The following is a 26,000-nucleotide window of genomic DNA, read 5'->3' on the forward strand; positions in this document are numbered from 1 at the left end:
GGGGATAGCAAGCATTTTTTGCAAAAAGGGGTAGATGCAATCGGTTACGCTCTGTATAATGCCACGGCAATATTTATTAACCACTCTGGTCGAGATATTGCCCATGCTACGTATCGCTAAAGAAGCTCTCACATTTGACGACGTTCTCCTCGTTCCTGCTCACTCTACCGTTCTGCCGAATACTGCTGACCTCAGCACCCAGCTGACGAAAACTATTCGTCTGAATATCCCTATGCTCTCCGCAGCAATGGATACCGTAACGGAAGCGCGCCTGGCTATTGCTCTGGCTCAGGAAGGCGGTATCGGCTTTATCCACAAAAACATGTCTATTGAACGCCAGGCTGAAGAAGTTCGCCGTGTGAAAAAACACGAATCTGGCGTGGTGACTGACCCACAGACGGTTCTGCCAACCACGACGCTGCGCGAAGTGAAAGAACTGACTGAACGTAATGGCTTTGCGGGCTACCCGGTCGTTACCGAAGAAAACGAACTGGTCGGCATCATCACCGGTCGTGACGTGCGTTTTGTGACCGACCTGAACCAGCCAGTTAGCGTTTACATGACGCCGAAAGAGCGTCTGGTGACTGTGCGTGAAGGCGAAGCCCGCGAAGTTGTGCTGGCAAAAATGCACGAAAAACGCGTTGAGAAGGCGCTGGTGGTTGATGACGAATTCCACCTGATCGGCATGATCACCGTGAAAGATTTCCAGAAAGCGGAACGTAAACCGAACGCGTGTAAAGACGAACAAGGCCGTCTGCGTGTTGGTGCAGCGGTTGGCGCGGGTGCTGGAAACGAAGAGCGTGTTGATGCACTGGTTGCCGCAGGCGTTGACGTTCTGCTGATCGACTCCTCTCACGGGCACTCTGAAGGCGTTCTGCAGCGTATCCGTGAAACTCGCGCTAAATATCCGGATCTGCAAATCATCGGTGGTAACGTAGCAACGGCTGCTGGTGCCCGCGCACTGGCAGAAGCAGGTTGCAGCGCAGTTAAAGTCGGTATCGGCCCTGGCTCTATTTGTACGACTCGTATCGTTACTGGTGTAGGTGTTCCGCAGATCACTGCCGTTGCTGACGCAGTAGAAGCCCTGGAAGGCACCGGTATTCCGGTTATCGCTGACGGTGGTATTCGTTTCTCCGGCGATATTGCGAAAGCTATCGCTGCTGGTGCAAGCGCGGTGATGGTAGGTTCCATGCTGGCAGGTACTGAAGAATCTCCGGGTGAAATCGAACTCTACCAGGGGCGTTCTTACAAATCTTACCGTGGGATGGGCTCTCTGGGCGCAATGTCCAAAGGTTCTTCTGACCGTTACTTCCAGAGCGACAACGCCGCTGACAAACTGGTGCCGGAAGGTATCGAAGGTCGCGTAGCGTACAAAGGCCGCCTGAAAGAGATCATTCACCAGCAGATGGGCGGCCTGCGCTCCTGTATGGGGCTGACCGGCTGTGGTACTATCGACGAACTGCGTACTAAAGCGGAGTTTGTACGTATCAGCGGTGCGGGCATCCAGGAAAGCCACGTTCACGACGTGACCATTACTAAAGAGTCCCCGAACTACCGTCTGGGCTCCTGATTCTCTTCGCCCGACTTCATGTCGGGCGATTTATATTATCTGTTTCACTTGCCTCGGAATAAGCGTCAATGACGGAAAACATTCATAAGCATCGCATCCTCATTCTGGACTTCGGTTCTCAGTACACTCAACTGGTTGCGCGCCGCGTGCGTGAACTGGGTGTTTACTGCGAACTGTGGGCGTGGGATGTGACAGAAGCACAAATTCGTGACTTCAATCCAAGCGGCATTATTCTTTCCGGCGGCCCGGAAAGTACTACCGAAGAAAATAGCCCGCGTGCGCCGCAGTATGTCTTTGAAGCAGGCGTACCGGTATTCGGCGTTTGCTATGGTATGCAGACCATGGCGATGCAGTTGGGTGGTCACGTTGAAGCCTCTAACGAACGTGAATTTGGTTATGCGCAGGTTGAAGTACAAACTGATAGCGCGCTGATTCATGGTATCGAAGATGCATTAAGCGCAGATGGCAAACCGCTGCTTGACGTGTGGATGAGCCACGGTGATAAGGTAACTGCAATTCCTCAAGATTTCGTTACCGTAGCCAGCACCGAAAGCTGCCCGTTTGCCATTATGGCTAACGAAGAAAAACGCTTCTACGGTGTGCAGTTCCACCCGGAAGTGACTCACACCCGTCAGGGTATGCGTATGCTGGAGCGTTTTGTGCGTGATATCTGCCAGTGTGAAGCCCTGTGGACTCCGGCAAAAATTATCGACGACGCGGTAGCCCGCATCCGCGAGCAGGTGGGCGACGATAAAGTGATCCTTGGCCTCTCTGGTGGCGTGGACTCTTCCGTAACCGCAATGCTTCTGCACCGTGCAATTGGTAAAAACCTGACCTGCGTATTTGTCGACAACGGCCTGCTGCGTCTCAACGAAGCAGAGCAGGTTCTGGATATGTTTGGCGATCGCTTCGGCCTGAACATTGTTCACGTTCCGGCAGAAGACCGCTTCCTGTCAGCACTGGCTGGCGAAAACGATCCAGAAGCAAAACGTAAAATCATCGGTCGCGTCTTCGTTGAAGTATTCGATGAAGAAGCACTGAAACTGGAAGACGTGAAGTGGCTGGCGCAGGGAACTATCTATCCTGACGTTATTGAATCTGCCGCGTCTGCGACCGGTAAAGCGCACGTTATCAAGTCTCACCACAACGTGGGTGGCCTGCCGAAAGAGATGAAGATGGGCCTGGTTGAACCGCTGAAAGAGCTGTTCAAAGACGAAGTGCGTAAGATTGGTCTGGAGCTGGGTCTGCCGTATGACATGCTGTATCGCCATCCGTTCCCGGGACCAGGCCTTGGTGTGCGCGTGCTGGGCGAAGTGAAGAAAGAGTACTGCGACCTGCTGCGCCGTGCGGATGCCATCTTCATTGAAGAGCTGCGTAAAGCAGATCTGTACGACAAAGTCAGCCAGGCGTTCACCGTCTTCCTGCCAGTACGTTCCGTTGGCGTAATGGGCGATGGTCGTAAGTATGATTGGGTTGTTTCTCTGCGTGCTGTCGAAACCATCGACTTTATGACCGCACACTGGGCGCACCTGCCGTACGATTTCCTCGGCCGCGTTTCCAATCGAATTATCAATGAAGTGAACGGCATTTCCCGCGTGGTGTATGACATCAGCGGCAAGCCGCCAGCGACTATTGAGTGGGAATGATTTCCCTATAATTGATTAATGATCATGGCACAAGGATAAGTGCCATTATTAAATATTCTTCACATCTGAATTAAGATACTACTCTGTCTTAATACATCCATTTTTCCACCAACGCATCACCTAATTTCTCGCGTAACATTTCTTCATTATCTTCCTCACCATGCACTGTGAGCAGACATTTAAACATGATCAGGTCGAGATACTGACCAACATCACTGAACATTTGTGTCAGCATCGGTGGACAGTCGTGATCAAAATACCAGACTTCGCCTGTTACCCGGTGAAAACACCACAAATTTCCATTCCCCAAATAGTCGCCAAAAGCGATAAGTTGGTCGACAAGATTCCTCAGTTCATCACTATCAGGAAGATCTTCCAGAAGATCTGTAATCCCTGGGTACGCGTCGATTAATGGTTCAATTGCCACATAAGAGGTTGGTTGTACACTGCAAAGCGTTTCCGCTAGTTCAAGAGTGCCAATGTGTTCATGATACGTGCGAAGTAATGGAGGGATTGCACAACCCAAGCGTTGTTCGAGTGAATCAATTTCACTGGCGGGAACAGGGGAAATGGGCGAGAGTCGGTTCCACTCTGCACTCCAGGCAAGGGCACAGGCGCGCCACCAGCCTATGCGTGCTTTAAGATCAGTAAATTCGGGCCAAACCAGAGGAGGTATATCATTGTCAAATTGTGGAGTTGTAGCATTTGTATCCATGTCATACCCTGCTCTAAATGAAGGAGAGTTAGAAACGTATATTGCAATAAAAAAGCCCATAATCCTTACAAATCATAGGCTTGAAGTTACTGACATCAATTAATTAAACCAACTGTCCGATTTATTCTCTTCTGCTTTACCCACGCTCTTCATCAAATCGCGGCCGCCTTCAGTCATATTCCTGTTAGCGTCAGCTTCAGATTGCACAACATCGGTTTGCGCGGCTTTGTGCTTCAGTTCCTGATCGATAAATTCGTTCTCACGCTTAACGCGGGCTTCTTCTTTTGCCAGCGCCAGTTTTTGCTTCTGAATCTCTAAGCTGCGCAGCTCATCTTCATAACTTTGATCGCGCTTTTTATCCGCAGTGGCCTCGGCGTCCCGTTTATCCTGGCGAGCTTTTTTATCCGCTGCTGCTGCTGCCGCTCTTTTATTTGCTGCAGCCTGCGCATTTGCACGCCGTTGCTTCTCTTGCTGGATTTCCCTGTTGCGCTCCGCTACCCATTCGTCATGCTGCCTTTGCTCTTCATTTTTACCTTGTTGTTCCGCTTCTGCGACAGCAGAGAGTTGATCCTGTAATGAAGAGGCGAAAGTTGAACTACTTAAGGCGGCTAAGATGGCGCAAAGTAAAACCTTCTTCATGAATCCTCCTGATTATTAGCTTTTTTCAGGACATTTTGTATTTGGCTGAATACGCGTTTCGTTATACGTAGTGGTAATAACAACGGCTAAACCCGTCGTGAACTGGCATTCTTTACCCACCTGGGTGGAGGTATACACTTTGGTGCCTTCTTTGTATGTTAAAGAAACACCTTCCACTAATGTTTTGTCATTCACCATAGAACCAGCCGCCGCACCTACGGCTCCGCCGCCAACTGCCCCTGCCGTCGTTCCGGAGTTACTGCCGGAGCCGACGTTATGGCCGATAACGCCGCCAGCGACGGCCCCAATAAGTGCGCCGAAGGCTTGTGCGTTCCGTTTATTTTGTGAGTTGTCTACGGCAACTTTGGCGGGAAGAATGGAAATAATATTAACGGTTTTGGTTTCTTGTTTTGTATTCAGTTGATCGGTTTGATAAACATCGGCGGCATGATCGTCAGCATTTGACTGGCATCCTGCCAGGGTGAATGACGCTAAAATTGCCACAGGCAGAAGACATTTTTTAAATTTCATCACTATTCCTTGTTATACACATTACGAAAAATAAGATATTTAAGATCATCAAAAGAGGAAAGTAAATGTATTGTGTACAAACTAATAGATTAAATTTATTAAAATTCACGCGAGAAATAAATTATTAAAGAAATATAATTTAAATAAATGTATTAATTAGAGCTTATTACTTCTTAGGCAGGAACTACGACAGTCAGGGCAATGGGGGAAATTTAAGGTGAAAGAATTCCTGCCGCTTTGTTAACTACAAAGAGCAAAAACATCGGGCAGCAATGCGCCGTCTTGTTAAGTTAAAATGGAGAAGGTAACCGCTAACGTTGTACCGGGGATTCGATAGAGAGTGTGGATTGCTGCGCTTCTTTTTTGCTCTGATGATGCTGCCAGGCACCAACGGACGAATAGATAAAGCGACCAAAGAAGAAGATAAAGCTGATGAGCAGTACGATACGGGTCATGCGACTGTTAAATCGGTGTCGTTTTCGCATACTGGTTGCCTGACTCACAAAAGGTTCCTTGAAGTATGTCCCACTCTGTGGACGGTACTTACATTAAGGCACACCTGGACAAAATGGTCAATTCTTCATTATGTAAAAAAGCGTCAGTGGATACATATTCCAATGTTATGGAAGTTAATTTAATTATTTACATTAATGATGTAATAATGATGGCTTAACATGATAAACGTAATAATTCATTAATCAGGGTTGTTTTGTTTGATATATATCAATTGGAACTTTCATATGACACTTAGAATCGATACTCTCTATAGTGATGAATAATCATCCGTCAAATTCAGGTGGGATGCCTGTCTGAATACACCCCTTTCAGGATGTGGGGAATTCTGTTGAGCATCTATGAAACTGAATGCAACTTATATAAAAATACGTGATAAATGGTGGGGGCTTCCGCTGATCCTGCCTTCTTTAATCTTGCCCGTTTTCGCACAAATAAATACTTTTGCGCATATTTCCTCCGGTGAAGTCTTTCTCTTTTATCTGCCCCTGGCACTGATGATCAGCATGATGATGTTTTTTAGCTGGGCTGCATTACCGGGCATAGCATTAGGCATTTTTGTTCGTAAGTATGCGGAGCTTGGCCTGTATGAAACGCTTTCGTTAACGGCTAATTTTATTATCATTATTATTATTTGTTGGGGCGGTTACAGGGTCTTTTCTCCCCGGCGTAACAACGTTTCACATGGTGATACCCGCTTAATTTCCCAGCGAATTTTCTGGCAGATTGTTTTTCCGGCAACGTTGTTCCTGGTACTTTTCCAGTTTGCTGCGTTTGTAGGGTTACTGGCAAGCAGAGACAATCTGGTAGGGGTTATGCCCTTTAACCTCGGGACATTAATCAATTACCAGGCCTTGCTGGTAGGTAATCTTATCGGCGTCCCACTGTGCTACTTCATCATTCGGGTGGTGCGGAATCCGTTTTATTTACGTAGCTATTATTCGCAATTAAAACAGCAAGTTGACAAAAAGGTTACCAAAAAAGAATTTGCGATCTGGTTGCTTGCATTGGGGGCGTTGTTGTTGTTGCTATGTATGCCGTTAAATGAAAAAAGCACAATTTTTAGCACCAACTATACGTTATCGTTATTGCTACCGCTGATGATGTGGGGAGCAATGCGCTATGGCTATAAGTTTATATCGCTGCTCTGGGCGGTAGTGCTGATGATCAGTATTCACAGCTATCAGAACTACATTCCCCTTTATCCTGGATATACCACGCAACTGACCATAACTTCCTCCAGTTATCTGGTATTTTCTTTTATTGTCAATTATATGGCTGTTCTGGCAACCCGCCAGCGAGCGGTGGTCAGACGCATTCAGCGGCTTGCATATGTGGATCCGGTTGTTCATTTGCCAAATATTCGCGCCCTGAACCGTGCGTTGCGTGATGCTCCATGGTCCGCGCTATGTTATTTACGCATCCCTGGCATGGAAATGCTGGTAAAGAACTATGGCATCATGCTACGCATTCAATATAAACAAAAAGTTTCACACTGGCTGACGCCGTTGCTGGAACCGGGCGAAGCTGTTTATCAGCTTTCCGGTAACGACCTTGCGTTGCGACTGAATACAGAATCATACCAGGAGCGCATTACCACGCTGGATAATCATCTGAAGCAGTTTCGTTTCTTTTGGGATGGAATGCCGTTACAGCCTCAGATTGGCGTCAGTTATTGCTATGTCCGCTCACCGGTTAATCATATATACCTGCTGCTGGGAGAGCTAAATACGGTTGCTGAACTTTCTATCGTGACCAATACCCCGGAAAATATGCAGCGTCGCGGGGCAATGTATTTACAACGTGAATTGAAAGACAAGGTGGCGATGATGAATCGGCTACAACAGGCGCTCGAGCATAACGATTTTTGCCTGATGGCCCAGCCGATTACAGGGGTGCGCGGTGATGTTTATCATGAAATTCTGCTGCGCATGAAAGGAGAGAATGGCGAACTCATCAATCCTGACAATTTCTTACCGGTCGCGCATGAATTTGGCTTATCGTCCAGCATCGACATGTGGGTTATCGAGCATACACTGCAATTTATGGCGGAAAATAGAGAAAAAATGCCTGCTCGCCGATTTGCTATTAACCTGTCGCCAACTTCCGTTTGTCAGGCGAGTTTTCCTTTAGATGTCAGTAAATTTTTGAATAAATATCAAATAGAAGCGTGGCAGCTTATCTTTGAGGTAACCGAGAGTAATACCCTGACCAATGTTAAGCAGGCACAGAATACGCTGCAGCATCTTCAGGAGTTAGGATGCCAAATTGCAATTGATGATTTCGGCACTGGCTACGCCAGTTATGCGCGGCTAAAAAATGTGAATGCCAATTTATTAAAAATTGATGGCAGCTTCATACGCAATATTGTCTCGAATAGTCTGGATTACCAGATAGTGGCATCAATTTGTCATCTGGCGCGAATGAAGAAAATGCAAGTGGTTGCGGAATATGTTGAAAATGAAGAGATTCGTCAGGCGGTTCACTCTTTGGGTATTGATTACCTGCAAGGCTTTTTGATTGGTGAACCGCAGCCCTTAGTGGCGATGTTGGGTGAAAGAGAACCTGTCCGGGAAAGCGCGTAATTTATTTGGGCCAACATAACATGTTGGCCCGTTTTCATTTCATATTAAGCCGCAATTTCAGGCGTGCTTTCTTCTTCAATTTTTAACCGCCAGCCAGCCACGCCTTCCCAGTATTCTTGTTCCTTTTCCAGATCAAGCAATACCAATGCGTTCTGGCTAAACCAGTCATGCGGAAAACGCAAGGTCCAGTGGCTGTCATCGGTAATCAGCGTTAATGTTGGCGGCGTGGTAGTCGCCTGACGTTGATTGTTGAGCAATACGCCAAGGCGCAATAGCTGAATCAGTGGCAGGAACTGTTTCTTCTTAAACAAGGTAAAGCGCGGCAGATCGTCGAGCTTAATCGCTTTACGGTGATAGCGTACCAGTGTCGCCATCATCAGCTGCTGCTCCTGATTAAATCCCGGTAAGTCGCTGTTTTGTAAAATATATGCAGAATGTCGATGCAGACCACTATGGTTGATATTCAACCCGACCTCATGCAGCATAGCGGCCCATCGCAGCAATGCTTCGAGCTGTGGATGCGCCAGTTTCGGTTGCTGTTCCCGCCACTGTTCGTACATCTGCATGGTGGTATCCAGCACCCGTCGGGCCTGTTCACTGTCGATGTGATACTGGTTAGCCAGACTACTGGCGGTGCGGCTACGCACATCCTGATGGCGGAAACGTCCTTCCATTTCATACAGCACGCCTTCGCGTAACGCCCCGTCAGAAAGGCGCAGTTCACGGATGGCTAAGGCATCAAACACACCGCATAAAATCGCCAGTCCAGGAACGAAGACAGTTTTCCTTTCTTCGGAAAGACCCGGTAAACTCAGCGATGCGAAATTACGGTGCCGTAAAACTTCTTTTACCAGTTTTTCCAGACGTTCCGGGGTAATTATCCCGTCTTTCTCGCCCATTTCCATCAACACTTCATGAGCAGCTTTAATGGTGCCGGAAGCGCCCATTGCCACATTCCAGCCCTGGATACGGAATTGCCAGGTTAAGGTTTCCAGTTTTTGCGCTGCCGCCATGCGTGCGCGCTGAAAATTCTCTTTATTGATGACGCCGCCCTGGAAATAAAGCTGGGCAAAGCTGACGCAACCCATCCGGCGACTTTCCACGAGAATCGGTTCGAAATTTTCACCAATCACCAGTTCTGTTGAGCCGCCACCAATATCAATAACCAGTTTGCGGCCCTTTTCCGGCTGGGTATGCTCCACGCCCATAAAAATCAGACGCGCTTCTTCGTTGCCGGAAATAATTTCAATCGGGTAGGGAATAACCTTTTCTGCTCGCTTCAGAAAGTCAGTGGCATTCAGCGCCTGACGTAGCGTATGGGTTCCGACAATACAGACGCTGGAAGGAGAAAACCCCTGCAGGCGTTCGGCAAACAGCGACAGGCAGTTTAAGCCACGCGTCATCGCTTCTTCACTCAACATATTATCTGGCCCCAGACCGTCTGCCAGATGCACCCGTTGTTTCAGGCGGCCAATAATCTGCATTGCGCCATCCACCACACGGGCAATGACCATGTGGAAACTGTTTGAACCAAGATCGACCGCAGCAAACTCCTGCGGACGAGGGGATTTGTCGTGTATTGGCATAGGGTTATTCAGATTGTTCGAGTGATTTGATGTAGTCGTAGATCGCCAATTGCGCCCGTACTTTGCGGCGGTTACCACGGGGGACGTAGCGATTACTGAGTTCTTTATCGATATAACGCGCTTTGACTGTATCGCTGAACAGAATTTCGATGATGTCCAGCACCCGCTGCTTCAGTCGGGGATCGAGCAGCGGTGTAGCCACTTCAATACGATAATCAATATTGCGTGTCATCCAGTCGGCGGAAGAAAGGTAAACTTTTTTATCGCCGCCGTTTTCAAAAATATAAACCCGATCATGTTCAAGGTAACGATCGACAATACTAATAGCACGAATATTGTCGCTTATGCCTTCCAGATTGGGGATCAACGAACACATACCGCGAACCAGGAGATTCACCGGCACGCCGGAACTGGAGGCCGCATACAGACGATCGACCAGACCTTTATCGACCAGGTTATTCAGTTTCAGGGTAATACCGCAAGGCAGCCCTTGTTGAGCGTTGGCTATCTCACGGTCAACCATTTCATACAGCAAACGACGGGAGTTTTGCGGCGACACCATTAAATAATCGAAAGTTACCGGACGGTATGGATTTTCAATAAAGTTGAACACCCGGCGTACTTCGTTGGTGATGCGCGCATCGGCGGTCAGCAGCGAGTAGTCGGTATAAAGACGCGCGGTTTTTTCATTAAAGTTCCCGGTTCCGATATGCGCGTAACGCACAACCTCACCGTTTTCTTTACGCGAAATCAGGAACAATTTGGCGTGAATTTTCAGCCCCGGCGCAGAGAAAATCACGTGTACGCCCGCTTCAGTCAGCCGTTTTGCCCAGTGAATGTTGGCTTCTTCGTCGAAACGCGCCTGTAACTCAACCACCACGGTGACTTTCTTACCGTTGTGAGCGGCGTGGATCATCGAGTCGATGATGCGCGAATCTTTCGCTACGCGGTAAATATTAATTTTAATCGCCAGTACGCTTGGGTCGAACGAGGCCTGGCGTAGCAGTTCCAGCACATGTTCAAAAGTGTGATAAGGATAATAGAGCAGCACATCGTGTTCGCGAATGGCATCAAAACCGTTACGGAACTGGGCTTTATCAAACCAAATGTGGCGTAAACGCGGCAGTGGTTTATTCACCAGATTGGCTTTGCCGACATTGGGGAAATTAATAAAGTCTTTAAAATTATGATAACGGCCACCGGGTACGATGGAGTCGTAGCGGGAAATAGTCAGTTTTTCGCGCAACACCTCAACCAGCGCACTGGGCATATCGCGCTGATAAACAAAACGCACCGGCTCTGCGGTTAAACGCTGCTTCAGACTGGAAGACATCAGCTCCATCAGGCTGGCTTCCATCTCGTGCACTAAATCGTATTCGGCATCGCGGGTCATCTTCATTGAATAGGCATTCAGCGCGTCATAATCAAAGAAGCCTTTGAAAATATCATCAAGGCAGTAACGCAGAATGTTATCCAGAAGAATCATGGGTTTGCGTCGGCGCGGTGCTTCCGGCGGCAAATTAACAAAGCGCGGCACTTTATCTGAGGGGATCTCCAGCAGCGCATAACGAATGGTATCGCCACGGATAATTTCTACCGCCAGATAGGTGTAATCATCTTTCAGAAATTGCACTAAGTCAGTGTCAGGGTTGATTAAAATCGGCGTAATGTGCTGACGCAGATACTGCTTAAAATAATGACGCAGCCAGTTTTGTTGATTGACGGAGAGCTGGCGTTCATTAATCAGGAAAATCTGGTTGCGCGCCATCTCCAGCAACAGTTCGTTGTAGAGGCCGTCGAATTCCTGATCGGCTTTCAGCACGCGGGACTGAATTTTACCCAGCAAATGACGGGAATGAGAATTGGAACCTTGTTCTTCGCTAATAATGATGCGTCGCTTCAGTTCAGCGAAGCGGACTTTATAGAACTCATCAAGGTTATTGGAATAGATCCCCAGGAAACGCATCCTTTCAATCAGCGGGTTAGATTTGTCCGCCGCTTCCTGAAGCACGCGTTCATTGAACGATAACCAACTGAGCTCTTTTTCGATGTATAGCTTTTCCTGACCCATTACCACTTTTACTCCGTTTTATTCACGGGACACTGCCTGGATATTATGGCGAGCAATATTGGCAGATGTCCAACTATGCCAGAAAAGGGAGAAAAAAACTGCTGGAGCCTGCGATTTACAGGTGAATTGAAAAACGCCAACGGCAGGGCTGGCGCTTTAACTACGAGGGAATTACTCGTCGGCAGCGTAGCCCTGCGGCGGCAGACGCTGACCATCCAGCCACGCGGCGTTTTCGTGCATCTTCAGACGACCATCGGCAAACCAGCTAATCACCAGCGGATAAATGGCGTGCTCCTGGGTTTGTACGCGGGCGGTGATGTCATCTTCCGTATCACCGGCAAATACCGGGACTTTCGCCTGTAAAATAACCGGACCACCGTCCAGTTCATCGGTGACGAAATGCACCGATGTACCGTGTTCCTCATCGCCATTTTCCAGCGCCTGCCGATGGGTGTGCAAACCGGGATATTTTGGCAGCAGGGAAGGGTGAATGTTCAGCAAACGCCCGGCATAATGGGAGACAAACGCCGGGCTGAGAATGCGCATAAAACCGGCCAGTACAACCACGTCGGGAGCGTACATATCGATCTCGTGAATCAACTCCCGGTCATAGGCTTCACGACTGTCAAACGCGCTGGCGATGAGCGTATGCGTTGCAATACCGGCTTTGCGGGCGCGTTCAAGGCCGAACGCGTCGGCCTTATTGCTGAAAACTGCCCGTAGGGTGCCTTTAATTTTGTTGGTTTTGCAGGCGTCAATAATTGCCTGCAAATTACTTCCGTTGCCGGAAATAAGCACCACAATATTCATTATTCGATAACCACGCGTTGTTCGGAATCAGAGGCTTTGATGATACCGATTTTCCACGCGTTTTCACCGTTGGCATTAAGCAGAGTGAGAGCTTTGTCCACTTCCGGAGCAGGCAGGGCGATAATCATCCCGACGCCGCAGTTGAAGGTGCGATACATTTCATGGCGCTCGACATTACCTGCCCTTTGCAGCCAGTTGAACACTTCCGGCCACTGCCAGGAGGATTCATCAATGACTGCCTGGGTGTTTTCCGGCAATACGCGCGGAATGTTTTCCCAGAAGCCGCCGCCGGTCAGGTGCGCAATAGCGTGCACGTCGACTTTTTCGATCAACTCCAGTACTGACTTCACGTAAATGCGGGTCGGTGCCAGCAGATGATCGGCTAATGGTTTGCCGTCGAGTTCGGTGATTTGTGGATCACAACCGCTGACTTCGAGAATTTTGCGCACCAGTGAATAGCCGTTCGAGTGCGGGCCGCTGGAGCCGAGCGCAATCAGCACATCACCGTCGCTAACTTTAGAACCGTCGATGATTTCTGATTTTTCTACCACGCCAACGCAGAAACCAGCAACGTCATAATCTTCACCGTGATACATCCCCGGCATTTCTGCCGTTTCGCCACCCACCAGCGAACACCCGGATTGCAGACAACCTTCGGCGATGCCGCTGATCACTGATGAAGCAGTATCAACATCCAGCTTTCCGGTTGCGTAATAGTCGAGGAAAAACAGCGGTTCAGCGCCTTGCACCACCAGGTCATTAACGCACATGGCGACCAGATCGATACCAATGGTGTCGTGACGTTTTAAGTCCATCGCCAGACGCAGTTTAGTGCCCACGCCGTCAGTGCCGGAAACCAGCACGGGTTCACGATATTTTTGCGGCAACGCACACAGCGCACCGAAGCCGCCCAGACCGCCCATCACTTCCGGGCGACGCGTTTTCTTCACTACGCCTTTGATTCTTCCAACCAGAGCATTACCCGCGTCAATATCAACACCGGCATCTTTGTAGCTAAGAGAGGTTTTATCGGTCACTGCTTGGGTCCCCACGCGTTACTTGCGGTAGAAAAATAAAAATTCGGCGCAATTCTAACAGGGAAAGCAAACGTTTGCGAGACTGCTTTACACAACCTTTTTTAACCTCTTTTTACCGAGAGAGTGACAAGAAAATGTGTACATAGAGGGGATGAATGATTTTCTGCCAGGATAATTACCGTTATTAACTGTTTGATTACAAAATAACTTTATCTAAAATTTTTATGGTTTTGACTAAAATCAACGAAAATAATATTGCCGCCTTAAAGAAAGGAGGTATAATCCGTCGATTTTTTTTGTGGCTGCCCCTCAAAGGAGAAAGAGTATGAAGATCGTGGAAGTCAAACACCCACTCGTCAAACACAAGCTGGGACTGATGCGTGAGCAAGATATCAGCACCAAGCGCTTTCGCGAACTCGCTTCCGAAGTGGGTAGCCTGCTGACTTACGAAGCGACCGCTGACCTCGAAACTGAAAAAGTAACCATCGAGGGCTGGAACGGCCCGGTGGAAATCGACCAGATTAAAGGTAAGAAAATTACCGTGGTGCCAATTCTGCGCGCCGGTCTGGGGATGATGGACGGCGTGCTGGAAAACGTTCCGAGCGCGCGCATCAGCGTAGTTGGCATGTACCGTAATGAAGAAACGCTGGAACCAGTGCCGTACTTCCAGAAACTGGTTTCTAACATCGATGAGCGTATGGCGCTGATCGTTGACCCAATGCTGGCAACTGGTGGTTCCGTTATCGCGACTATCGACCTGCTGAAAAAAGCGGGCTGCAGCAGCATTAAAGTGCTGGTGCTGGTGGCTGCGCCAGAAGGTATCGCTGCGCTGGAAAAAGCGCACCCGGACGTCGAGCTGTATACCGCATCAATTGACCAGGGACTGAACGAGCACGGATACATTATTCCGGGCCTTGGCGATGCCGGTGATAAAATCTTTGGTACAAAATAAAGAATAAAAATAATTAAAGCCGACTTTAAGAGTCGGCTTTTTTTTGAGTAAAGCGCCTATAACACATAATACAGAGGAATATACTATGACGCGCCGTGCTATCGGGGTGAGTGAAAGACCGCCACTTTTACAGACAATCCCGCTTAGTTTGCAACATTTGTTCGCCATGTTTGGTGCAACCGTCCTGGTGCCCGTCTTATTTCATATTAACCCGGCGACCGTACTGTTATTTAACGGTATCGGTACGCTGCTGTATCTCTTTATTTGTAAAGGTAAAATCCCGGCTTATCTCGGCTCCAGCTTTGCCTTTATTTCTCCAGTATTGTTACTGTTGCCGTTGGGTTATGAAGTCGCGTTGGGCGGCTTTATTATGTGCGGCGTGCTGTTCTGCCTGGTCTCTTTCATCGTGAAGAAAGCGGGAACCGGCTGGCTGGACGTGCTGTTTCCCCCTGCGGCGATGGGCGCAATCGTTGCCGTCATCGGTCTGGAGCTGGCGGGCGTAGCTGCTGGTATGGCGGGTTTACTCCCGGCTGAAGGGCAAACGCCAGATTCCAAAACCATCATCATTTCTATTACCACGCTGGCGGTCACGGTTTTAGGTTCCGTGCTGTTCGGTGGTTTCCTGGCCATTATCCCGATTTTAATTGGCGTGCTGGTGGGTTACGCGCTCTCTTTCGCAATGGGAATTGTCGATACCACACCGATTATTAATGCTCACTGGTTTGCTCTGCCAACTCTCTATACGCCGCGCTTCGAGTGGTTTGCCATTCTGACTATTCTGCCAGCGGCGTTAGTGGTTATTGCCGAACATGTAGGGCACCTGGTAGTAACGGCTAACATTGTCAAAAAAGATCTGCTGCGCGATCCGGGTCTGCACCGTTCGATGTTTGCTAACGGCCTGTCGACCGTGATCTCCGGCTTCTTTGGTTCCACGCCAAACACCACCTACGGGGAAAACATTGGCGTTATGGCGATCACCCGCGTTTACAGTACCTGGGTTATCGGCGGCGCGGCGATTTTCGCTATCCTGCTTTCCTGTGTTGGTAAACTGGCTGCCGCTATCCAGATGATCCCACTGCCGGTAATGGGCGGTGTTTCGCTGCTGCTTTACGGCGTGATTGGTGCTTCCGGTATTCGTGTATTGATTGAATCGAAAGTGGATTACAACAAAGCACAGAACCTGATCCTGACTTCCGTGATTTTGATCATCGGCGTCAGTGGCGCGAAGGTAAATATCGGCGCGGCGGAGCTGAAAGGCATGGCGCTGGCGACTATCGTCGGTATCGGCTTAAGCCTGATCTTCAAACTGATTAGCGTGCTGCGCCCTGAAGAAGTGGTGCTGGACGCAGAAGACGCGGATATAACAGACAAATAATGTACTGACCGGGCAGTGCTGCTGCCCGGTTCAAACATCATGGGATTCTGTGGTAAACTTCTCGCGATTTTGTGAAATCCTGGTTGAGGTATCTCTGAACACACCGGCACAGCTCTCTTTGCCACTTTATCTTCCTGACGACGAAACCTTTGCAAGTTTCTGGCCGGGGGATAACTCCTCTCTACTGGCCGCGCTGCAAAACGTGCTGCGTCAGGAACATAGCGGTTACATCTATCTCTGGGCACGCGAAGGCGCGGGGCGCAGCCATCTGCTGCACGCGGCTTGCGCGGAATTGTCGCAGCGTGGCGATGCGGTGGGCTATGTCCCGCTGGATAAACGCACCTGGTTTGTCCCGGAGGTGCTCGACGGTATGGAGCATTTGTCGCTGGTTTGCATCGACAACATTGAGTGTATTGCCGGCGATGAGTTGTGGGAGATGGCGATTTTCGATCTCTACAATCGGATTCTGGAGTCGGGTAAAACACGGTTGTTGATCACCGGCGATCGTCCACCGCGTCAGTTGAATCTGGGATTACCGGATCTCGCGTCGCGTCTTGACTGGGGGCAGATCTACAAATTGCAGCCACTTTCTGATGAAGATAAGTTGCAGGCGCTACAGTTACGCGCGCGTTTGCGTGGTTTTGAACTGCCGGAAGATGTGGGACGCTTCTTGCTGAAGCGGCTCGACAGAGAGATGCGCACGCTATTTATGACGCTGGATCAGCTGGATCATGCGTCGATTACCGCACAGCGTAAGCTGACCATTCCGTTTGTGAAAGAGATTCTGAAGCTGTAGGCAGGGTGTTTATTGTCGGATGCGGCGCGAACGCCTTATCCGATCTATGCGAAGCGCGTCCAATGCAATCACAGGCCGGACAAGACGCGGCAAGCGTCGCATCCGGCAATGTGCCTTAACTAGCGATGGGGCACATCTTAACCCACGATTTCCAGCACTTGTTCCGGTGGACGTCCAATGCGCGCTTTGCCATTGGCGACCACAATCGGGCGCTCCATCAGCTTCGGATTATCCACCATCGCCTGAATCAGCGCCTCTTCGCTAAGCGAACTGTCAGCCAGGTTCAGCTCTTTATAAAGCTCCTCTTTCTGGCGCATCAATTCACGGGCGCTATTCATCCCCAGCATTTTCAGCAAATCGCGCAGCGTTGCCGCATCGGCGGGTGTCTCAAGGTAGAGCACCACTTCTGGCTCCACGCCGTTTTCTTTCAGCAGGTTCAGCGTTTCACGGCTCTTTGAACAGCGTGGGTTATGGTAGATTTTTACCTGTTTGGTCATTGTTCTTCCTTTAATGCAAATTACATCTTGGTATAAGGCTTAAAGCGTTCCTGCAACTGGCGCAACTGGTCGATGCGCGCATCGTAACGCGCTTGTTGCAGGCTGCCTAATTTCACCTGCGAACTGGCGCTACTCAACAAGGAAATGGCCTGATCGAGTCGCCCTGCGAGTGCATAACCTTCTGCTCGCGCTGCCAGTTCCTGATCGCGGTTATTTAGCGCGGCTTCTGCCTGTGCCAGCAAATCCCAGCCATTGCTGTCATCTTTATTATTAAAAGTGTAGCGATTCAGAATATTAGCCGCTTCCTGTGGCTGCCCACCTTGCAGATAAGCGTTTGCCAGGTTGAGCTGCAACACCGGATTGGTGCGTAAATCACGGGCATTTTTCAGGCGATTGATCGCATCATTGGCTTTGTTTTGCCCAAGGTCGATATCGGTAGCCAGATCGAGATACCACGCGTTGCCGGGTTCTGCCGCCAGTAACGGTTGCAGCGCTTTCCGTGCCTCATCGTATTTATTGGCTTCCATCGCCTGTAAAGCACGACCATATTGTGCAGCCCGTTGCTGACGAACGTTACCTTTCGCCCATTCATCCAGCAAATCACTGGTGAGCTGGTTACGTCCGGAATTGTACATTCCCAGTGTGCGTGCTTTTGCCAGATAGAAATCTTCCGACGACTGCACCACCATCGGGCGCATCTGATTGGCACGGTTACGGGCATCAGCCAGGCGGCTTTCCGGTAACGGGTGAGTCAGCAGAATTTCCGGCGGACGCGAAGAGTAGCGCGCCTGATCGAGCAGTTTTTCGAGGAAGGTCGGCATCGCCTGCGGATCGAACCCCGAGCGTTGCAGCACCTGAATACCAATACGGTCTGCTTCCTGTTCATTTTGCTGGGTGAAGCTGATCATCCCCTGGCGCGTTCCCGCCAGCGTACCAGTCAGCGCCGCCATCCCCGCCTGCGGGCTGGCCATTGCCAGTAAAATAGAACCTAACGCCCCGACCCAGGTAAGCGGCGCGCTGCGTTGCTGATCTTCCATCGCTCGCGCCAGGTGACGTTGGGTGACGTGGGAGATTTCGTGCGCCATGACCGAAGCCAGTTGACTTTCGTTATCGGAATAACGGAACAGGGCAGAGTGCAGCACCACGTTGCCGCCAAAGAAAGCAAAGGCGTTAATTTCGTCGTTGTTGATCAGAAAGAAATGGAACGGCGTCTTAACGGAGTTTGCATGTGAAACCAGGCGCATCCCCAGCGAATTAATATATTGCGTTAATAGCGGGTCATTAATTAACGGCGCGCTGCCGCGTAGCTGGCGAACATAATAGTCGCCCATCTGCATTTCCTGACCAATGGAAAGCGTGCTTCCTGCGGAGGTTCCCATATCCGGCAAAGTGTCTGCGCTATCAGCAAACGCCGGGGCTACCTGACCGATGGTCATAGCAGCAATGAGGGTTGCAACCAGGTTTTTTTTCAACTGCCTGAACATAACCTCTGTCCTGTATTTCTGGAGATAGTCATTTGACCGATACTGTGAAATATCGTTCCCACCGCGCCGTCTTTGAGTGTAGCGACGAAGATTAGCCCACTCAAATGACTTTTCAGTTTCCTGAATCCGTCATAAAAAGCGAAGTCTTTTTTGTGGCATTTCGATACAATTGCGGATCGCAATCCCGCTCTTGAGGTTCAGGGAAGGTCTTTATGCTCGAAATGTTGATGCAATGGTATCGCCGCCGTTTTAGCGACCCGGAAGCGATTGCCTTGCTGGTTATTTTAGTTGCCGGATTTGGCATTATCTTTTTCTTTAGTGGCCTGCTCGCGCCGTTGCTGGTGGCTATTGTGCTGGCCTATTTGCTGGAATGGCCAACCGTGCGCCTGCAATCTGTTGGCTGTTCCCGCCGTTGGGCAACGTCGATTGTATTGGTGGTTTTCGTCGGTATTTTGCTGCTGATGGCGTTCGTGGTACTGCCTATCGCCTGGCAGCAGGGCATCTATTTAATCCGCGATATGCCGGGGATGCTCAATAAACTGTCTGATTTTGCCGCCACGTTGCCGCGCCGTTATCCGGCGTTAATGGATGCGGGCATTATTGATGCGATGGCCGACAATATGCGCAGTCGGATGCTCACCATGGGCGATTCGGTGGTGAAAATCTCTCTCGCCTCGCTGGTGGGCCTGCTGACCATTGCCGTCTATCTGGTGCTGGTGCCGCTGATGGTCTTTTTCCTTCTGAAAGATAAAGAGCAAATGCTGAATGCCGTCCGCCGGGTGCTTCCGCGTAACCGTGGGCTGGCTGGTCAGGTCTGGAAGGAGATGAACCAGCAAATCACCAACTACATCCGTGGCAAGGTACTGGAGATGATTGTGGTGGGGATCGCCACCTGGCTGGGGTTCTTGCTTTTTGGGCTGAACTATTCGCTGCTGCTGGCGGTGCTGGTCGGTTTCTCGGTGCTTATTCCGTACATTGGCGCATTTGTGGTGACCATTCCGGTGGTCGGCGTGGCGCTATTCCAGTTTGGTGCTGGCACTGAATTCTGGAGCTGCTTCGCGGTATATCTGATTATCCAGGCGCTGGATGGCAACCTGTTAGTACCGGTGCTGTTCTCCGAAGCGGTTAACCTGCATCCGCTGGTGATTATTTTATCGGTGGTGATCTTCGGTGGGTTGTGGGGATTCTGGGGTGTGTTCTTTGCCATTCCTCTGGCGACGCTAATTAAAGCAGTAATCCATGCCTGGCCCGATGGCCAAATCACGCAAGATTAACCTTCATTCCGCTATATCGCCGGATGTGAGGTGTGCTGGCCGCAAGCGCAGCCAGCACGGAATGGAGCAAAGTAATCAGGCGTGTTCTTTCAGCCAGTTAATCACTACGTCGTGGTGATTGCTGGTTTTGAAATCGTCAAATACATGTTCGATTTTGCCGTCAGCATCGATCAAGAAGCTGATGCGGTGAATACCATCGTAAGTTTTGCCCATGAAGGACTTCTCTCCCCAGACGCCGAATTGTTCGCACACCTGGTGGTCCTCATCAGACAGAAGCGTAAAGTTGAGCAGCTCTTTTTCCGCAAAACGGAAGAGTTTTTCGGGTTTATCGGTGCTAATACCCAGTACATCAACACCGGCTTTTTTCAACTCATCCATGTTATCGCGTAAGCCACAGGCTTGTACGGTACAGCCGGGGGTCATGGCTTTCGGGTAGAAATAAACCAGAACACGCTGTCCCTGGAAGTCGGTCAAATTAACTTGTTCTCCGTCTTGATCCGGCAAGCTAAATTTCGGTGCGATGTCACCGGCTTTCAGTGGATTCATTACTTAACTCCATCCTGTTCATCATGTTGGGAATAATTGACGACGCTAATACTGCCTTGCGCATTGAGTTCTGTACATAGTGCTTTGAAGGCTTGTTCAATATTTGCTGAATCCGCAGACGCCGGGCTGTGGGCGGTTATCTGAATATGCAGTTGCGCAGCTCGTTCATTTTCAGCAGGTTGCGTGCGAGATACTAGCTCCGCAATGTTCATATGGTGCGCGTCAAAAAGTGCGGTAAAGCGTTCAATTAAATGCGGTGAATCTGCCACATCGATCTGAACCCAGACAGATGCGGGCATCGGCGGACGCGGACGAGCCGTCGTGCGCTTCATCACGATTAAAAGATCCAGTTCGGCACCTTTCAACGGTAACGTTGATTCGATCAAGGTGATTGCGTTCCATGAACCGGAAAGCAGCATGATAAAGGTGAACTCTTCTCCCAGCATCGCCAGGCGACTGTCTTCAATATTACAGCCGCAACTACTGACATGACGGGTGATAGTGTTCACAATTCCTGGGCGATCGGCACCCAGCGCAGTGATCACCAGATAATGTTGCGATGACAGTGTCAAACCGGTTATTCCTTCAAGGGGGAGAGTAGCTCTTAAGGAAAGCATAAAAAAAACATGCATACAACAATCAGAACGGTTCTGTTTGCTTGCTTTTAATGCCATACCAAACGTACCATTGAGACACTTGTTTGCACAGAGGATGGCCCATGTTCACGGGAAGTATTGTCGCGATAGTTACTCCGATGGATGAAAAAGGTAATGTCTGTCGGGCTAGCTTAAAAAAACTGATTGATTATCATGTCGCCAGCGGTACTTCGGCGATTGTTTCTGTTGGCACCACTGGTGAGTCCGCTACCCTGAATCATGACGAACATGTTGATGTGGTGATGATGACGCTGGAGCTGGCTGACGGGCGTATTCCGGTGATTGCCGGAACCGGCGCTAATGCTACTGCGGAAGCCATTAGCCTGACACAGCGTTTCAATGACAGTGGCATTGCTGGCTGCCTGACGGTGACCCCTTATTACAACCGCCCGTCGCAGGAAGGTCTGTATCAGCATTTCAAAGCCATCGCTGAACATACTGACCTGCCGCAAATCCTGTATAATGTGCCGTCCCGTACTGGCTGCGATCTGCTACCAGAAACGGTGGGCCGTCTGGCGAAAGTAAAAAATATTATCGGAATCAAAGAGGCAACAGGGAACTTAACGCGTGTTAACCAGATCAAAGAGCTGGTTTCAGACGATTTTGTTCTGCTGAGCGGCGATGATGCGAGCACGCTGGACTTCATGCAGTTAGGTGGTCATGGCGTTATTTCCGTTACGGCTAACGTCGCAGCGCGTGATATGGCTCAGATGTGCAAACTGGCGGCAGAAGGGCATTTTGCCGAGGCACGCGTTATTAATCAGCGTCTGATGCCATTACACAACAAACTATTTGTCGAACCCAATCCAATCCCGGTGAAATGGGCATGTAAGGAACTGGGTCTTGTGGCGACCGATACGCTGCGCCTGCCAATGACTCCAATCACCGACAGTGGTCGTGAGACGGTCAGAGCGGCGCTTAAGCATGCCGGTTTGCTGTAAAGTTTAGGGAGATTTGATGGCTTACTCTGTTCAAAAGTCGCGCCTGGCAAAGGTTGCGGGTGTATCGCTTGTTCTGTTACTCGCAGCCTGTAGTTCTGACTCACGCTATAAGCGTCAAGTGAGTGGTGATGAAGCCTATCTGGAAGCGGCACCGCTTGCGGAGCTTCATGCCCCGGCAGGAATGATTTTGCCGGTGACCTCCGGTGATTATGCAATACCGGTGACCAACGGTAGCGGTGCTGTCGGTAAGGCGCTGGACATTCGTCCACCTGCCCAGCCGTTGGCGCTGATTTCCGGCGCACGTACCCAGTTTACGGGCGACACCGCCTCGTTGCTGGTAGAAAATGGTCGTGGCAATACTTTGTGGCCGCAGGTTGTTAGCGTGCTGCAGGCGAAAAACTACACCATTACCCAACGCGATGATGCAGGTCAGACGCTGACTACCGATTGGGTGCAATGGAACCGTCTGGACGAAGACGAGCAGTATCGCGGTCGTTATCAAATCTCTGTAAAACCGCAGGGTTATCAGCAGGCGGTAACGGTGAAACTGCTGAACCTGGAGCAGGCGGGCAAACCGGTTGCAGACGCGGCTTCCATGCAGCGTTACAGCACGGAGATGATGAACGTCATTTCCGCCGGTCTGGATAAATCCGTGACCGACGCGGCTAATGCGGCGCAAAACCGTGCTTCCACCACCATGGACGTACAAAGTGCTGCTGATGACACAGGCTTACCAATGCTGGTCGTTCGCGGGCCGTTCAACGTGGTTTGGCAACGTCTGCCAGCGGCGCTGGAAAAAGTGGGCATGAAAGTGACCGACAGCACCCGTTCGCAGGGCAGTATGGCCGTGACCTATAAGCCGTTGTCTGACAGCGACTGGCAGGAACTGGGCGCGAGCGATCCAGGTCTTGCATCCGGTGACTATAAACTGCAGGTCGGTGATTTAGATAACCGCAGCAGCTTACAGTTCATCGATCCGAAAGGTCATACGCTGACTCAAAGCCAAAACGACGCACTGGTATCTGTCTTCCAGGCAGCGTTTAGCAAGTAAAAATACAGGGCTGGAGTAATCCGGCCCTTTTTTCTGATATGATACGCAAACGTGTGCGTCGACAGAAAAACGCGATTTTAGCGTTAATTCGCACGAAATTTGTTTGTCGGACGCAGGTCGGAAAAGGCGTTTACGCCGCATTCGGCAAAACATCCGGCACACCAGACAGCAAAAGATTTTAAAACGTTAATTCACACCCAGGAGTGATAAAGATGCAAAAGCAAGCTGAGTTGTATCGTGGTAAAGCGAAAACCGTATACAGCACGGAAAACCCGGATCTGTTGGTGCTCGAATTCCGCAATGATACGTCAGCAGGTGATGGCGCGCGCATTGAGCAGTTTGATCGCAAAGGTATGGTGAACAACAAGTTCAACTACTTCATTATGAGCAAACTGGCTGAAGCGGGTATCCCGACTCAAATGGAGCGTCTGCTCTCCGATACCGAATGTCTGGTGAAAAAGCTGGATATGGTGCCGGTTGAGTGTGTCGTACGTAACCGTGCAGCTGGCTCTCTGGTGAAACGTCTTGGAATTGAAGAAGGTATTGAGCTGAACCCGCCGCTGTTCGATCTGTTCCTGAAAAACGACGCCATGCATGACCCGATGGTTAACGAATCTTATTGCGAAACTTTTGGCTGGGTAAGCAAAGAGAATCTGGCGCGTATGAAAGAGCTGACTTACAAAGCGAACGACGTGCTGAAAAAACTGTTCGATGATGCCGGTCTGATTCTGGTCGACTTCAAGCTGGAGTTTGGTCTGTACAAAGGCGAAGTCGTGCTGGGCGATGAGTTCTCCCCGGACGGTAGCCGCCTGTGGGACAAAGAAACGCTGGAGAAAATGGACAAAGACCGTTTCCGCCAGAGTCTCGGTGGCCTGATTGAAGCCTATGAAGCCGTCGCCCGCCGCCTGGGTGTACAGCTGGACTGATTTTTCTGATTGCTTATTTTTCAGCCGGAGGATGCTCCGGCTAAATGTCTTCGTTACTCCCGCTACAATACTTCGCATTATCTCCCTTTGACAGAAAAGTAATACCAAGCCAATATGTATATACATAACGTATATCCCAAAGAAGGGGGGGCTATGGAAACTACTGTATTTTTAAGTAATCGCAGTCAGGCTGTCAGATTACCTAAAGCGGTCGCTCTGCCAGAAGACGTTAAGAAAGTAGAAATTATTGCGATTGGTCGTACAAGAATCATTACTCCCGTTGGTGAGTCCTGGGACAGTTGGTTTGATGGCGAAAATGTGAGTGCGGATTTTATGGATATCCGTGATCAACCCGCAATGCAGGAAAGGGAATCATTCTGATGCTGAAATTCATGCTGGATACCAATATCTGTATTTTCACTATTAAGAATAAACCAATACATGTCAGGGATCGCTTTAACCTGAATTCTGGCCGGATGTGTATAAGTTCTGTAACATTGATGGAGCTTATCTATGGGGCAGAAAAAAGTCAGATGCCAGAACGCAATTTAGCGGTGATTGAAGGTTTCGTATCTCGTTTGGAAGTGCTTGATTATGATAGTGCTGCTGCGACGCATACTGGGCAAATCAGAGCCGAGCTTGCCCGGCAGGGAAGGCCCGTTGGACCTTTTGACCAGATGATAGCGGGACATGCTCGCAGTCGCGGTTTGATTGTGGTTACCAACAATACCCGAGAGTTTGAGCGAGTAGCGGGAATCAGACTAGAAGACTGGAGCTAACATTCTCTTTTACTTCTAACATTCGTAAATTATATAACGAGGAATGAAGCCTTAATTCCTCCATCATTTCCTCCCGTTTTTCTGTGGTAATCTTCCTCTGAAGCACCTACGATCATCACTATAATGAATATATTGTTGAGGTATCTATGCGCTGGCAAGGGCGTCGTGAAAGTGACAATGTTGAAGACAGGCGAAACAGCTCTGGTGGTCCGTCAATGGGCGGTCCCGGTTTCCGTCTGCCAAGCGGTAAAGGTGGGCTGATTTTACTGGTAGTGGTGCTGGTCGCTGGCTACTATGGTGTTGATTTAACTGGGTTGATGACCGGACAGCCGATTTCCCAACAGCAATCAACGCGCTCAATTAGCCCAAATGAAGACGAAGCGGCAAAATTCACCTCGGTAATTCTGGCAACCACGGAAGACACCTGGGGGCAGCAATTCGAGAAAATGGGTAAGACTTATCAGCAACCGAAGCTGGTGATGTATCGCGGAATGACGCGCACCGGTTGCGGCGCCGGACAGTCCATTATGGGGCCGTTCTATTGCCCGGCGGATGGTACGGTCTATATCGATCTCTCTTTCTATGATGACATGAAAGACAAACTGGGCGCGGATGGTGATTTCGCTCAGGGATACGTTATCGCCCATGAAGTCGGCCATCATGTGCAGAAACTGTTAGGTATTGAGCCGAAAGTCCGTCAATTGCAACAAAACGCGACGCAGGCGGAAGTGAACCGCTTGTCTGTGCGTATGGAACTCCAGGCTGATTGCTTTGCCGGTGTCTGGGGGCACAGTATGCAGCAACAAGGCGTTCTGGAAACTGGCGATCTGGAAGAGGCGCTGAATGCGGCGCAAGCCATCGGCGATGACCGCTTACAGCAGCAAAGTCAGGGGCGGGTAGTGCCGGACAGCTTTACTCATGGTACATCCCAACAACGCTATAGCTGGTTTAAACGTGGTTTCGACAGCGGCGATCCGGCACAATGCAATACTTTCGGTAAAAGCATTTAACTTTCGGGGC

26 protein-coding genes are annotated in these 26,000 nt (G+C 49.9%); 14 read left to right on the plus strand and 12 right to left on the minus strand.

From position 1 onward, the window contains the following. Window positions 1-103: 103 nt before the first annotated feature. Window positions 104-1,570, plus strand: coding sequence for an IMP dehydrogenase (gene guaB, locus HEM79_RS12715; protein ID WP_001299507.1), 1,467 nt, complete (start codon window positions 104-106; stop codon window positions 1,568-1,570). A gap of 68 nt (window positions 1,571-1,638) precedes the next feature. Continuing rightward, window positions 1,639-3,216 (plus strand): glutamine-hydrolyzing GMP synthase, encoded by a 1,578-nt coding sequence (guaA, locus tag HEM79_RS12720; protein ID WP_000138265.1) that lies wholly within the window; start codon window positions 1,639-1,641, stop codon window positions 3,214-3,216. An 88-nt stretch (window positions 3,217-3,304) separates the two neighbouring features. On the opposite strand, the gene HEM79_RS12725 is transcribed toward guaA, so the two are convergent. The 4 genes from HEM79_RS12725 to HEM79_RS12740 form a co-directional block, all read right to left on the minus strand. Continuing rightward, window positions 3,305-3,931: an SMI1/KNR4 family protein gene (locus tag HEM79_RS12725; protein ID WP_176241416.1), complete on the minus strand. Its 627-nt coding sequence runs from the start codon at window positions 3,929-3,931 to the stop codon at window positions 3,305-3,307. A 99-nt stretch (window positions 3,932-4,030) separates the two neighbouring features. After that, on the minus strand, window positions 4,031-4,570 hold the full coding sequence (locus tag HEM79_RS12730; RefSeq protein WP_000756784.1) for a DUF5384 family protein: 540 nt from the start codon (window positions 4,568-4,570) through the stop codon (window positions 4,031-4,033). 15 nt (window positions 4,571-4,585) lie between these two features. Further along, a complete protein-coding gene (locus HEM79_RS12735) occupies window positions 4,586-5,104 on the minus strand; it encodes an outer membrane lipoprotein (protein ID WP_010344568.1) in 519 nt (172 codons plus the stop codon). 308 nt (window positions 5,105-5,412) lie between these two features. Beyond that, complete coding sequence (locus tag HEM79_RS12740; RefSeq protein WP_000075999.1) at window positions 5,413-5,604, minus strand: YfgG family protein; 192 nt, start codon at window positions 5,602-5,604, stop codon at window positions 5,413-5,415. Between the two features lie 17 nt (window positions 5,605-5,621). Here HEM79_RS12740 and HEM79_RS12745 point away from each other — a divergent pair, with 17 nt between their 5' ends. After that, entirely contained in the window at window positions 5,622-5,774 is a 153-nt protein-coding gene (locus HEM79_RS12745) for a hypothetical protein (protein ID WP_176242444.1), read from the plus strand. Window positions 5,775-5,955: 181 nt separating this feature from the next. Beyond that, a complete protein-coding gene (locus HEM79_RS12750; RefSeq protein WP_176242442.1) occupies window positions 5,956-8,199 on the plus strand; it encodes a bifunctional diguanylate cyclase/phosphodiesterase in 2,244 nt (747 codons plus the stop codon). Window positions 8,200-8,243: 44 nt separating this feature from the next. On the opposite strand, the gene ppx is transcribed toward HEM79_RS12750, so the two are convergent. From ppx to purM, 4 genes are all read right to left on the minus strand, one after another. Continuing rightward, window positions 8,244-9,785, minus strand: coding sequence for an exopolyphosphatase (gene ppx / locus HEM79_RS12755; protein ID WP_021551212.1), 1,542 nt, complete (start codon window positions 9,783-9,785; stop codon window positions 8,244-8,246). Between the two features lie 4 nt (window positions 9,786-9,789). After that, a complete protein-coding gene (gene ppk1, locus HEM79_RS12760; RefSeq protein ID WP_010344570.1) occupies window positions 9,790-11,856 on the minus strand; it encodes a polyphosphate kinase 1 in 2,067 nt (688 codons plus the stop codon). Between the two features lie 171 nt (window positions 11,857-12,027). Next, entirely contained in the window at window positions 12,028-12,666 is a 639-nt protein-coding gene (gene purN, locus HEM79_RS12765; RefSeq protein ID WP_001028604.1) for a phosphoribosylglycinamide formyltransferase, read from the minus strand. Then, entirely contained in the window at window positions 12,666-13,703 is a 1,038-nt protein-coding gene (gene purM / locus HEM79_RS12770; RefSeq protein WP_021551211.1) for a phosphoribosylformylglycinamidine cyclo-ligase, read from the minus strand. The genes purN and purM overlap by 1 nt, the downstream gene beginning before the upstream one ends. A gap of 325 nt (window positions 13,704-14,028) precedes the next feature. On the opposite strand from purM, the gene upp reads away from it, so the two are divergent. From upp to HEM79_RS12785, 3 genes are all read left to right on the plus strand, one after another. Then, window positions 14,029-14,655, plus strand: coding sequence for a uracil phosphoribosyltransferase (upp, locus tag HEM79_RS12775; protein ID WP_001295473.1), 627 nt, complete (start codon window positions 14,029-14,031; stop codon window positions 14,653-14,655). 85 nt (window positions 14,656-14,740) lie between these two features. After that, window positions 14,741-16,030, plus strand: coding sequence for a uracil permease (gene uraA / locus HEM79_RS12780; protein ID WP_176242440.1), 1,290 nt, complete (start codon window positions 14,741-14,743; stop codon window positions 16,028-16,030). 94 nt (window positions 16,031-16,124) lie between these two features. After that, window positions 16,125-16,826: a DnaA inactivator Hda gene (locus tag HEM79_RS12785; RefSeq protein ID WP_071599018.1), complete on the plus strand. Its 702-nt coding sequence runs from the start codon at window positions 16,125-16,127 to the stop codon at window positions 16,824-16,826. A 137-nt stretch (window positions 16,827-16,963) separates the two neighbouring features. On the opposite strand, the gene arsC is transcribed toward HEM79_RS12785, so the two are convergent. Then, on the minus strand, window positions 16,964-17,323 hold the full coding sequence (arsC, locus tag HEM79_RS12790; protein ID WP_000166460.1) for an arsenate reductase (glutaredoxin): 360 nt from the start codon (window positions 17,321-17,323) through the stop codon (window positions 16,964-16,966). Between the two features lie 20 nt (window positions 17,324-17,343). After that, the gene (gene bepA / locus HEM79_RS12795) at window positions 17,344-18,807 is read right to left on the minus strand and encodes a beta-barrel assembly-enhancing protease (RefSeq protein ID WP_176242438.1); all 1,464 of its coding nucleotides are present in this window, start codon (window positions 18,805-18,807) and stop codon (window positions 17,344-17,346) included. A 212-nt stretch (window positions 18,808-19,019) separates the two neighbouring features. Here bepA and HEM79_RS12800 point away from each other — a divergent pair, with 212 nt between their 5' ends. Next, window positions 19,020-20,081 (plus strand): AI-2E family transporter, encoded by a 1,062-nt coding sequence (locus HEM79_RS12800; protein ID WP_176242436.1) that lies wholly within the window; start codon window positions 19,020-19,022, stop codon window positions 20,079-20,081. A gap of 75 nt (window positions 20,082-20,156) precedes the next feature. Here the strand turns inward: HEM79_RS12800 and bcp are convergent, their stop codons facing one another. Both bcp and HEM79_RS12810 read right to left on the minus strand, forming a co-directional pair. Further along, window positions 20,157-20,627 (minus strand): thioredoxin-dependent thiol peroxidase, encoded by a 471-nt coding sequence (bcp, locus tag HEM79_RS12805; RefSeq protein ID WP_001068678.1) that lies wholly within the window; start codon window positions 20,625-20,627, stop codon window positions 20,157-20,159. After that, window positions 20,627-21,199: a glycine cleavage system transcriptional repressor gene (locus tag HEM79_RS12810; protein WP_000176182.1), complete on the minus strand. Its 573-nt coding sequence runs from the start codon at window positions 21,197-21,199 to the stop codon at window positions 20,627-20,629. Before HEM79_RS12810 ends, bcp begins: the two co-directional genes overlap by 1 nt. Window positions 21,200-21,345: 146 nt before the next feature. On the opposite strand from HEM79_RS12810, the gene dapA reads away from it, so the two are divergent. The 6 genes from dapA (at window position 21,346) to ypfJ (ending at window position 25,990) form a co-directional block, all read left to right on the plus strand. Then, complete coding sequence (gene dapA, locus HEM79_RS12815; RefSeq protein ID WP_176242433.1) at window positions 21,346-22,224, plus strand: 4-hydroxy-tetrahydrodipicolinate synthase; 879 nt, start codon at window positions 21,346-21,348, stop codon at window positions 22,222-22,224. 16 nt (window positions 22,225-22,240) lie between these two features. Then, a complete protein-coding gene (gene bamC, locus HEM79_RS12820) occupies window positions 22,241-23,275 on the plus strand; it encodes an outer membrane protein assembly factor BamC (protein ID WP_010344578.1) in 1,035 nt (344 codons plus the stop codon). Window positions 23,276-23,487: 212 nt separating this feature from the next. Continuing rightward, complete coding sequence (purC, locus tag HEM79_RS12825; protein ID WP_001295467.1) at window positions 23,488-24,201, plus strand: phosphoribosylaminoimidazolesuccinocarboxamide synthase; 714 nt, start codon at window positions 23,488-23,490, stop codon at window positions 24,199-24,201. A gap of 153 nt (window positions 24,202-24,354) precedes the next feature. Further along, window positions 24,355-24,582 (plus strand): toxin-antitoxin system antitoxin VapB, encoded by a 228-nt coding sequence (gene vapB / locus HEM79_RS12830; RefSeq protein ID WP_000450525.1) that lies wholly within the window; start codon window positions 24,355-24,357, stop codon window positions 24,580-24,582. Then, entirely contained in the window at window positions 24,582-24,980 is a 399-nt protein-coding gene (gene vapC, locus HEM79_RS12835; protein ID WP_105286682.1) for a type II toxin-antitoxin system tRNA(fMet)-specific endonuclease VapC, read from the plus strand. The genes vapB and vapC overlap by 1 nt, the downstream gene beginning before the upstream one ends. Window positions 24,981-25,126: 146 nt before the next feature. Beyond that, window positions 25,127-25,990, plus strand: a complete 864-nt coding sequence (gene ypfJ / locus HEM79_RS12840) for a KPN_02809 family neutral zinc metallopeptidase (RefSeq protein ID WP_001267512.1) — start codon at window positions 25,127-25,129, stop codon at window positions 25,988-25,990. Window positions 25,991-26,000: the final 10 nt, after the last annotated feature.

Origin of the sequence: Escherichia sp. 93.0816 (assembly GCF_013368855.2) — a bacterium.
GTDB lineage: Bacteria > Pseudomonadota > Gammaproteobacteria > Enterobacterales > Enterobacteriaceae > Escherichia > Escherichia ruysiae.

What these genes read in the sequence shown, in the direction of transcription:
- guaB (WP_001299507.1), top strand. Translation starts at nt 104, where the DNA reads ATGCTACGTATCGCTAAAGAAGCTCTCACATTTGACGACGTTCTCCTC.
- guaA (WP_000138265.1), top strand. Translation starts at nt 1,639, where the DNA reads ATGACGGAAAACATTCATAAGCATCGCATCCTCATTCTGGACTTCGGT.
- HEM79_RS12725 (WP_176241416.1), bottom strand. Translation starts at nt 3,931, where the DNA reads ATGGATACAAATGCTACAACTCCACAATTTGACAATGATATACCTCCT.
- HEM79_RS12730 (WP_000756784.1), bottom strand. Translation starts at nt 4,570, where the DNA reads ATGAAGAAGGTTTTACTTTGCGCCATCTTAGCCGCCTTAAGTAGTTCA.
- HEM79_RS12745 (WP_176242444.1), top strand. Translation starts at nt 5,622, where the DNA reads ATGTCCCACTCTGTGGACGGTACTTACATTAAGGCACACCTGGACAAA.
- HEM79_RS12750 (WP_176242442.1), top strand. Translation starts at nt 5,956, where the DNA reads ATGAAACTGAATGCAACTTATATAAAAATACGTGATAAATGGTGGGGG.
- ppx (WP_021551212.1), bottom strand. Translation starts at nt 9,785, where the DNA reads ATGCCAATACACGACAAATCCCCTCGTCCGCAGGAGTTTGCTGCGGTC.
- ppk1 (WP_010344570.1), bottom strand. Translation starts at nt 11,856, where the DNA reads ATGGGTCAGGAAAAGCTATACATCGAAAAAGAGCTCAGTTGGTTATCG.
- purN (WP_001028604.1), bottom strand. Translation starts at nt 12,666, where the DNA reads ATGAATATTGTGGTGCTTATTTCCGGCAACGGAAGTAATTTGCAGGCA.
- upp (WP_001295473.1), top strand. Translation starts at nt 14,029, where the DNA reads ATGAAGATCGTGGAAGTCAAACACCCACTCGTCAAACACAAGCTGGGA.
- uraA (WP_176242440.1), top strand. Translation starts at nt 14,741, where the DNA reads ATGACGCGCCGTGCTATCGGGGTGAGTGAAAGACCGCCACTTTTACAG.
- arsC (WP_000166460.1), bottom strand. Translation starts at nt 17,323, where the DNA reads ATGACCAAACAGGTAAAAATCTACCATAACCCACGCTGTTCAAAGAGC.
- bepA (WP_176242438.1), bottom strand. Translation starts at nt 18,807, where the DNA reads ATGTTCAGGCAGTTGAAAAAAAACCTGGTTGCAACCCTCATTGCTGCT.
- HEM79_RS12800 (WP_176242436.1), top strand. Translation starts at nt 19,020, where the DNA reads ATGCTCGAAATGTTGATGCAATGGTATCGCCGCCGTTTTAGCGACCCG.
- bcp (WP_001068678.1), bottom strand. Translation starts at nt 20,627, where the DNA reads ATGAATCCACTGAAAGCCGGTGACATCGCACCGAAATTTAGCTTGCCG.
- dapA (WP_176242433.1), top strand. Translation starts at nt 21,346, where the DNA reads ATGTTCACGGGAAGTATTGTCGCGATAGTTACTCCGATGGATGAAAAA.
- bamC (WP_010344578.1), top strand. Translation starts at nt 22,241, where the DNA reads ATGGCTTACTCTGTTCAAAAGTCGCGCCTGGCAAAGGTTGCGGGTGTA.
- purC (WP_001295467.1), top strand. Translation starts at nt 23,488, where the DNA reads ATGCAAAAGCAAGCTGAGTTGTATCGTGGTAAAGCGAAAACCGTATAC.
- vapB (WP_000450525.1), top strand. Translation starts at nt 24,355, where the DNA reads ATGGAAACTACTGTATTTTTAAGTAATCGCAGTCAGGCTGTCAGATTA.
- vapC (WP_105286682.1), top strand. Translation starts at nt 24,582, where the DNA reads ATGCTGAAATTCATGCTGGATACCAATATCTGTATTTTCACTATTAAG.
- ypfJ (WP_001267512.1), top strand. Translation starts at nt 25,127, where the DNA reads ATGCGCTGGCAAGGGCGTCGTGAAAGTGACAATGTTGAAGACAGGCGA.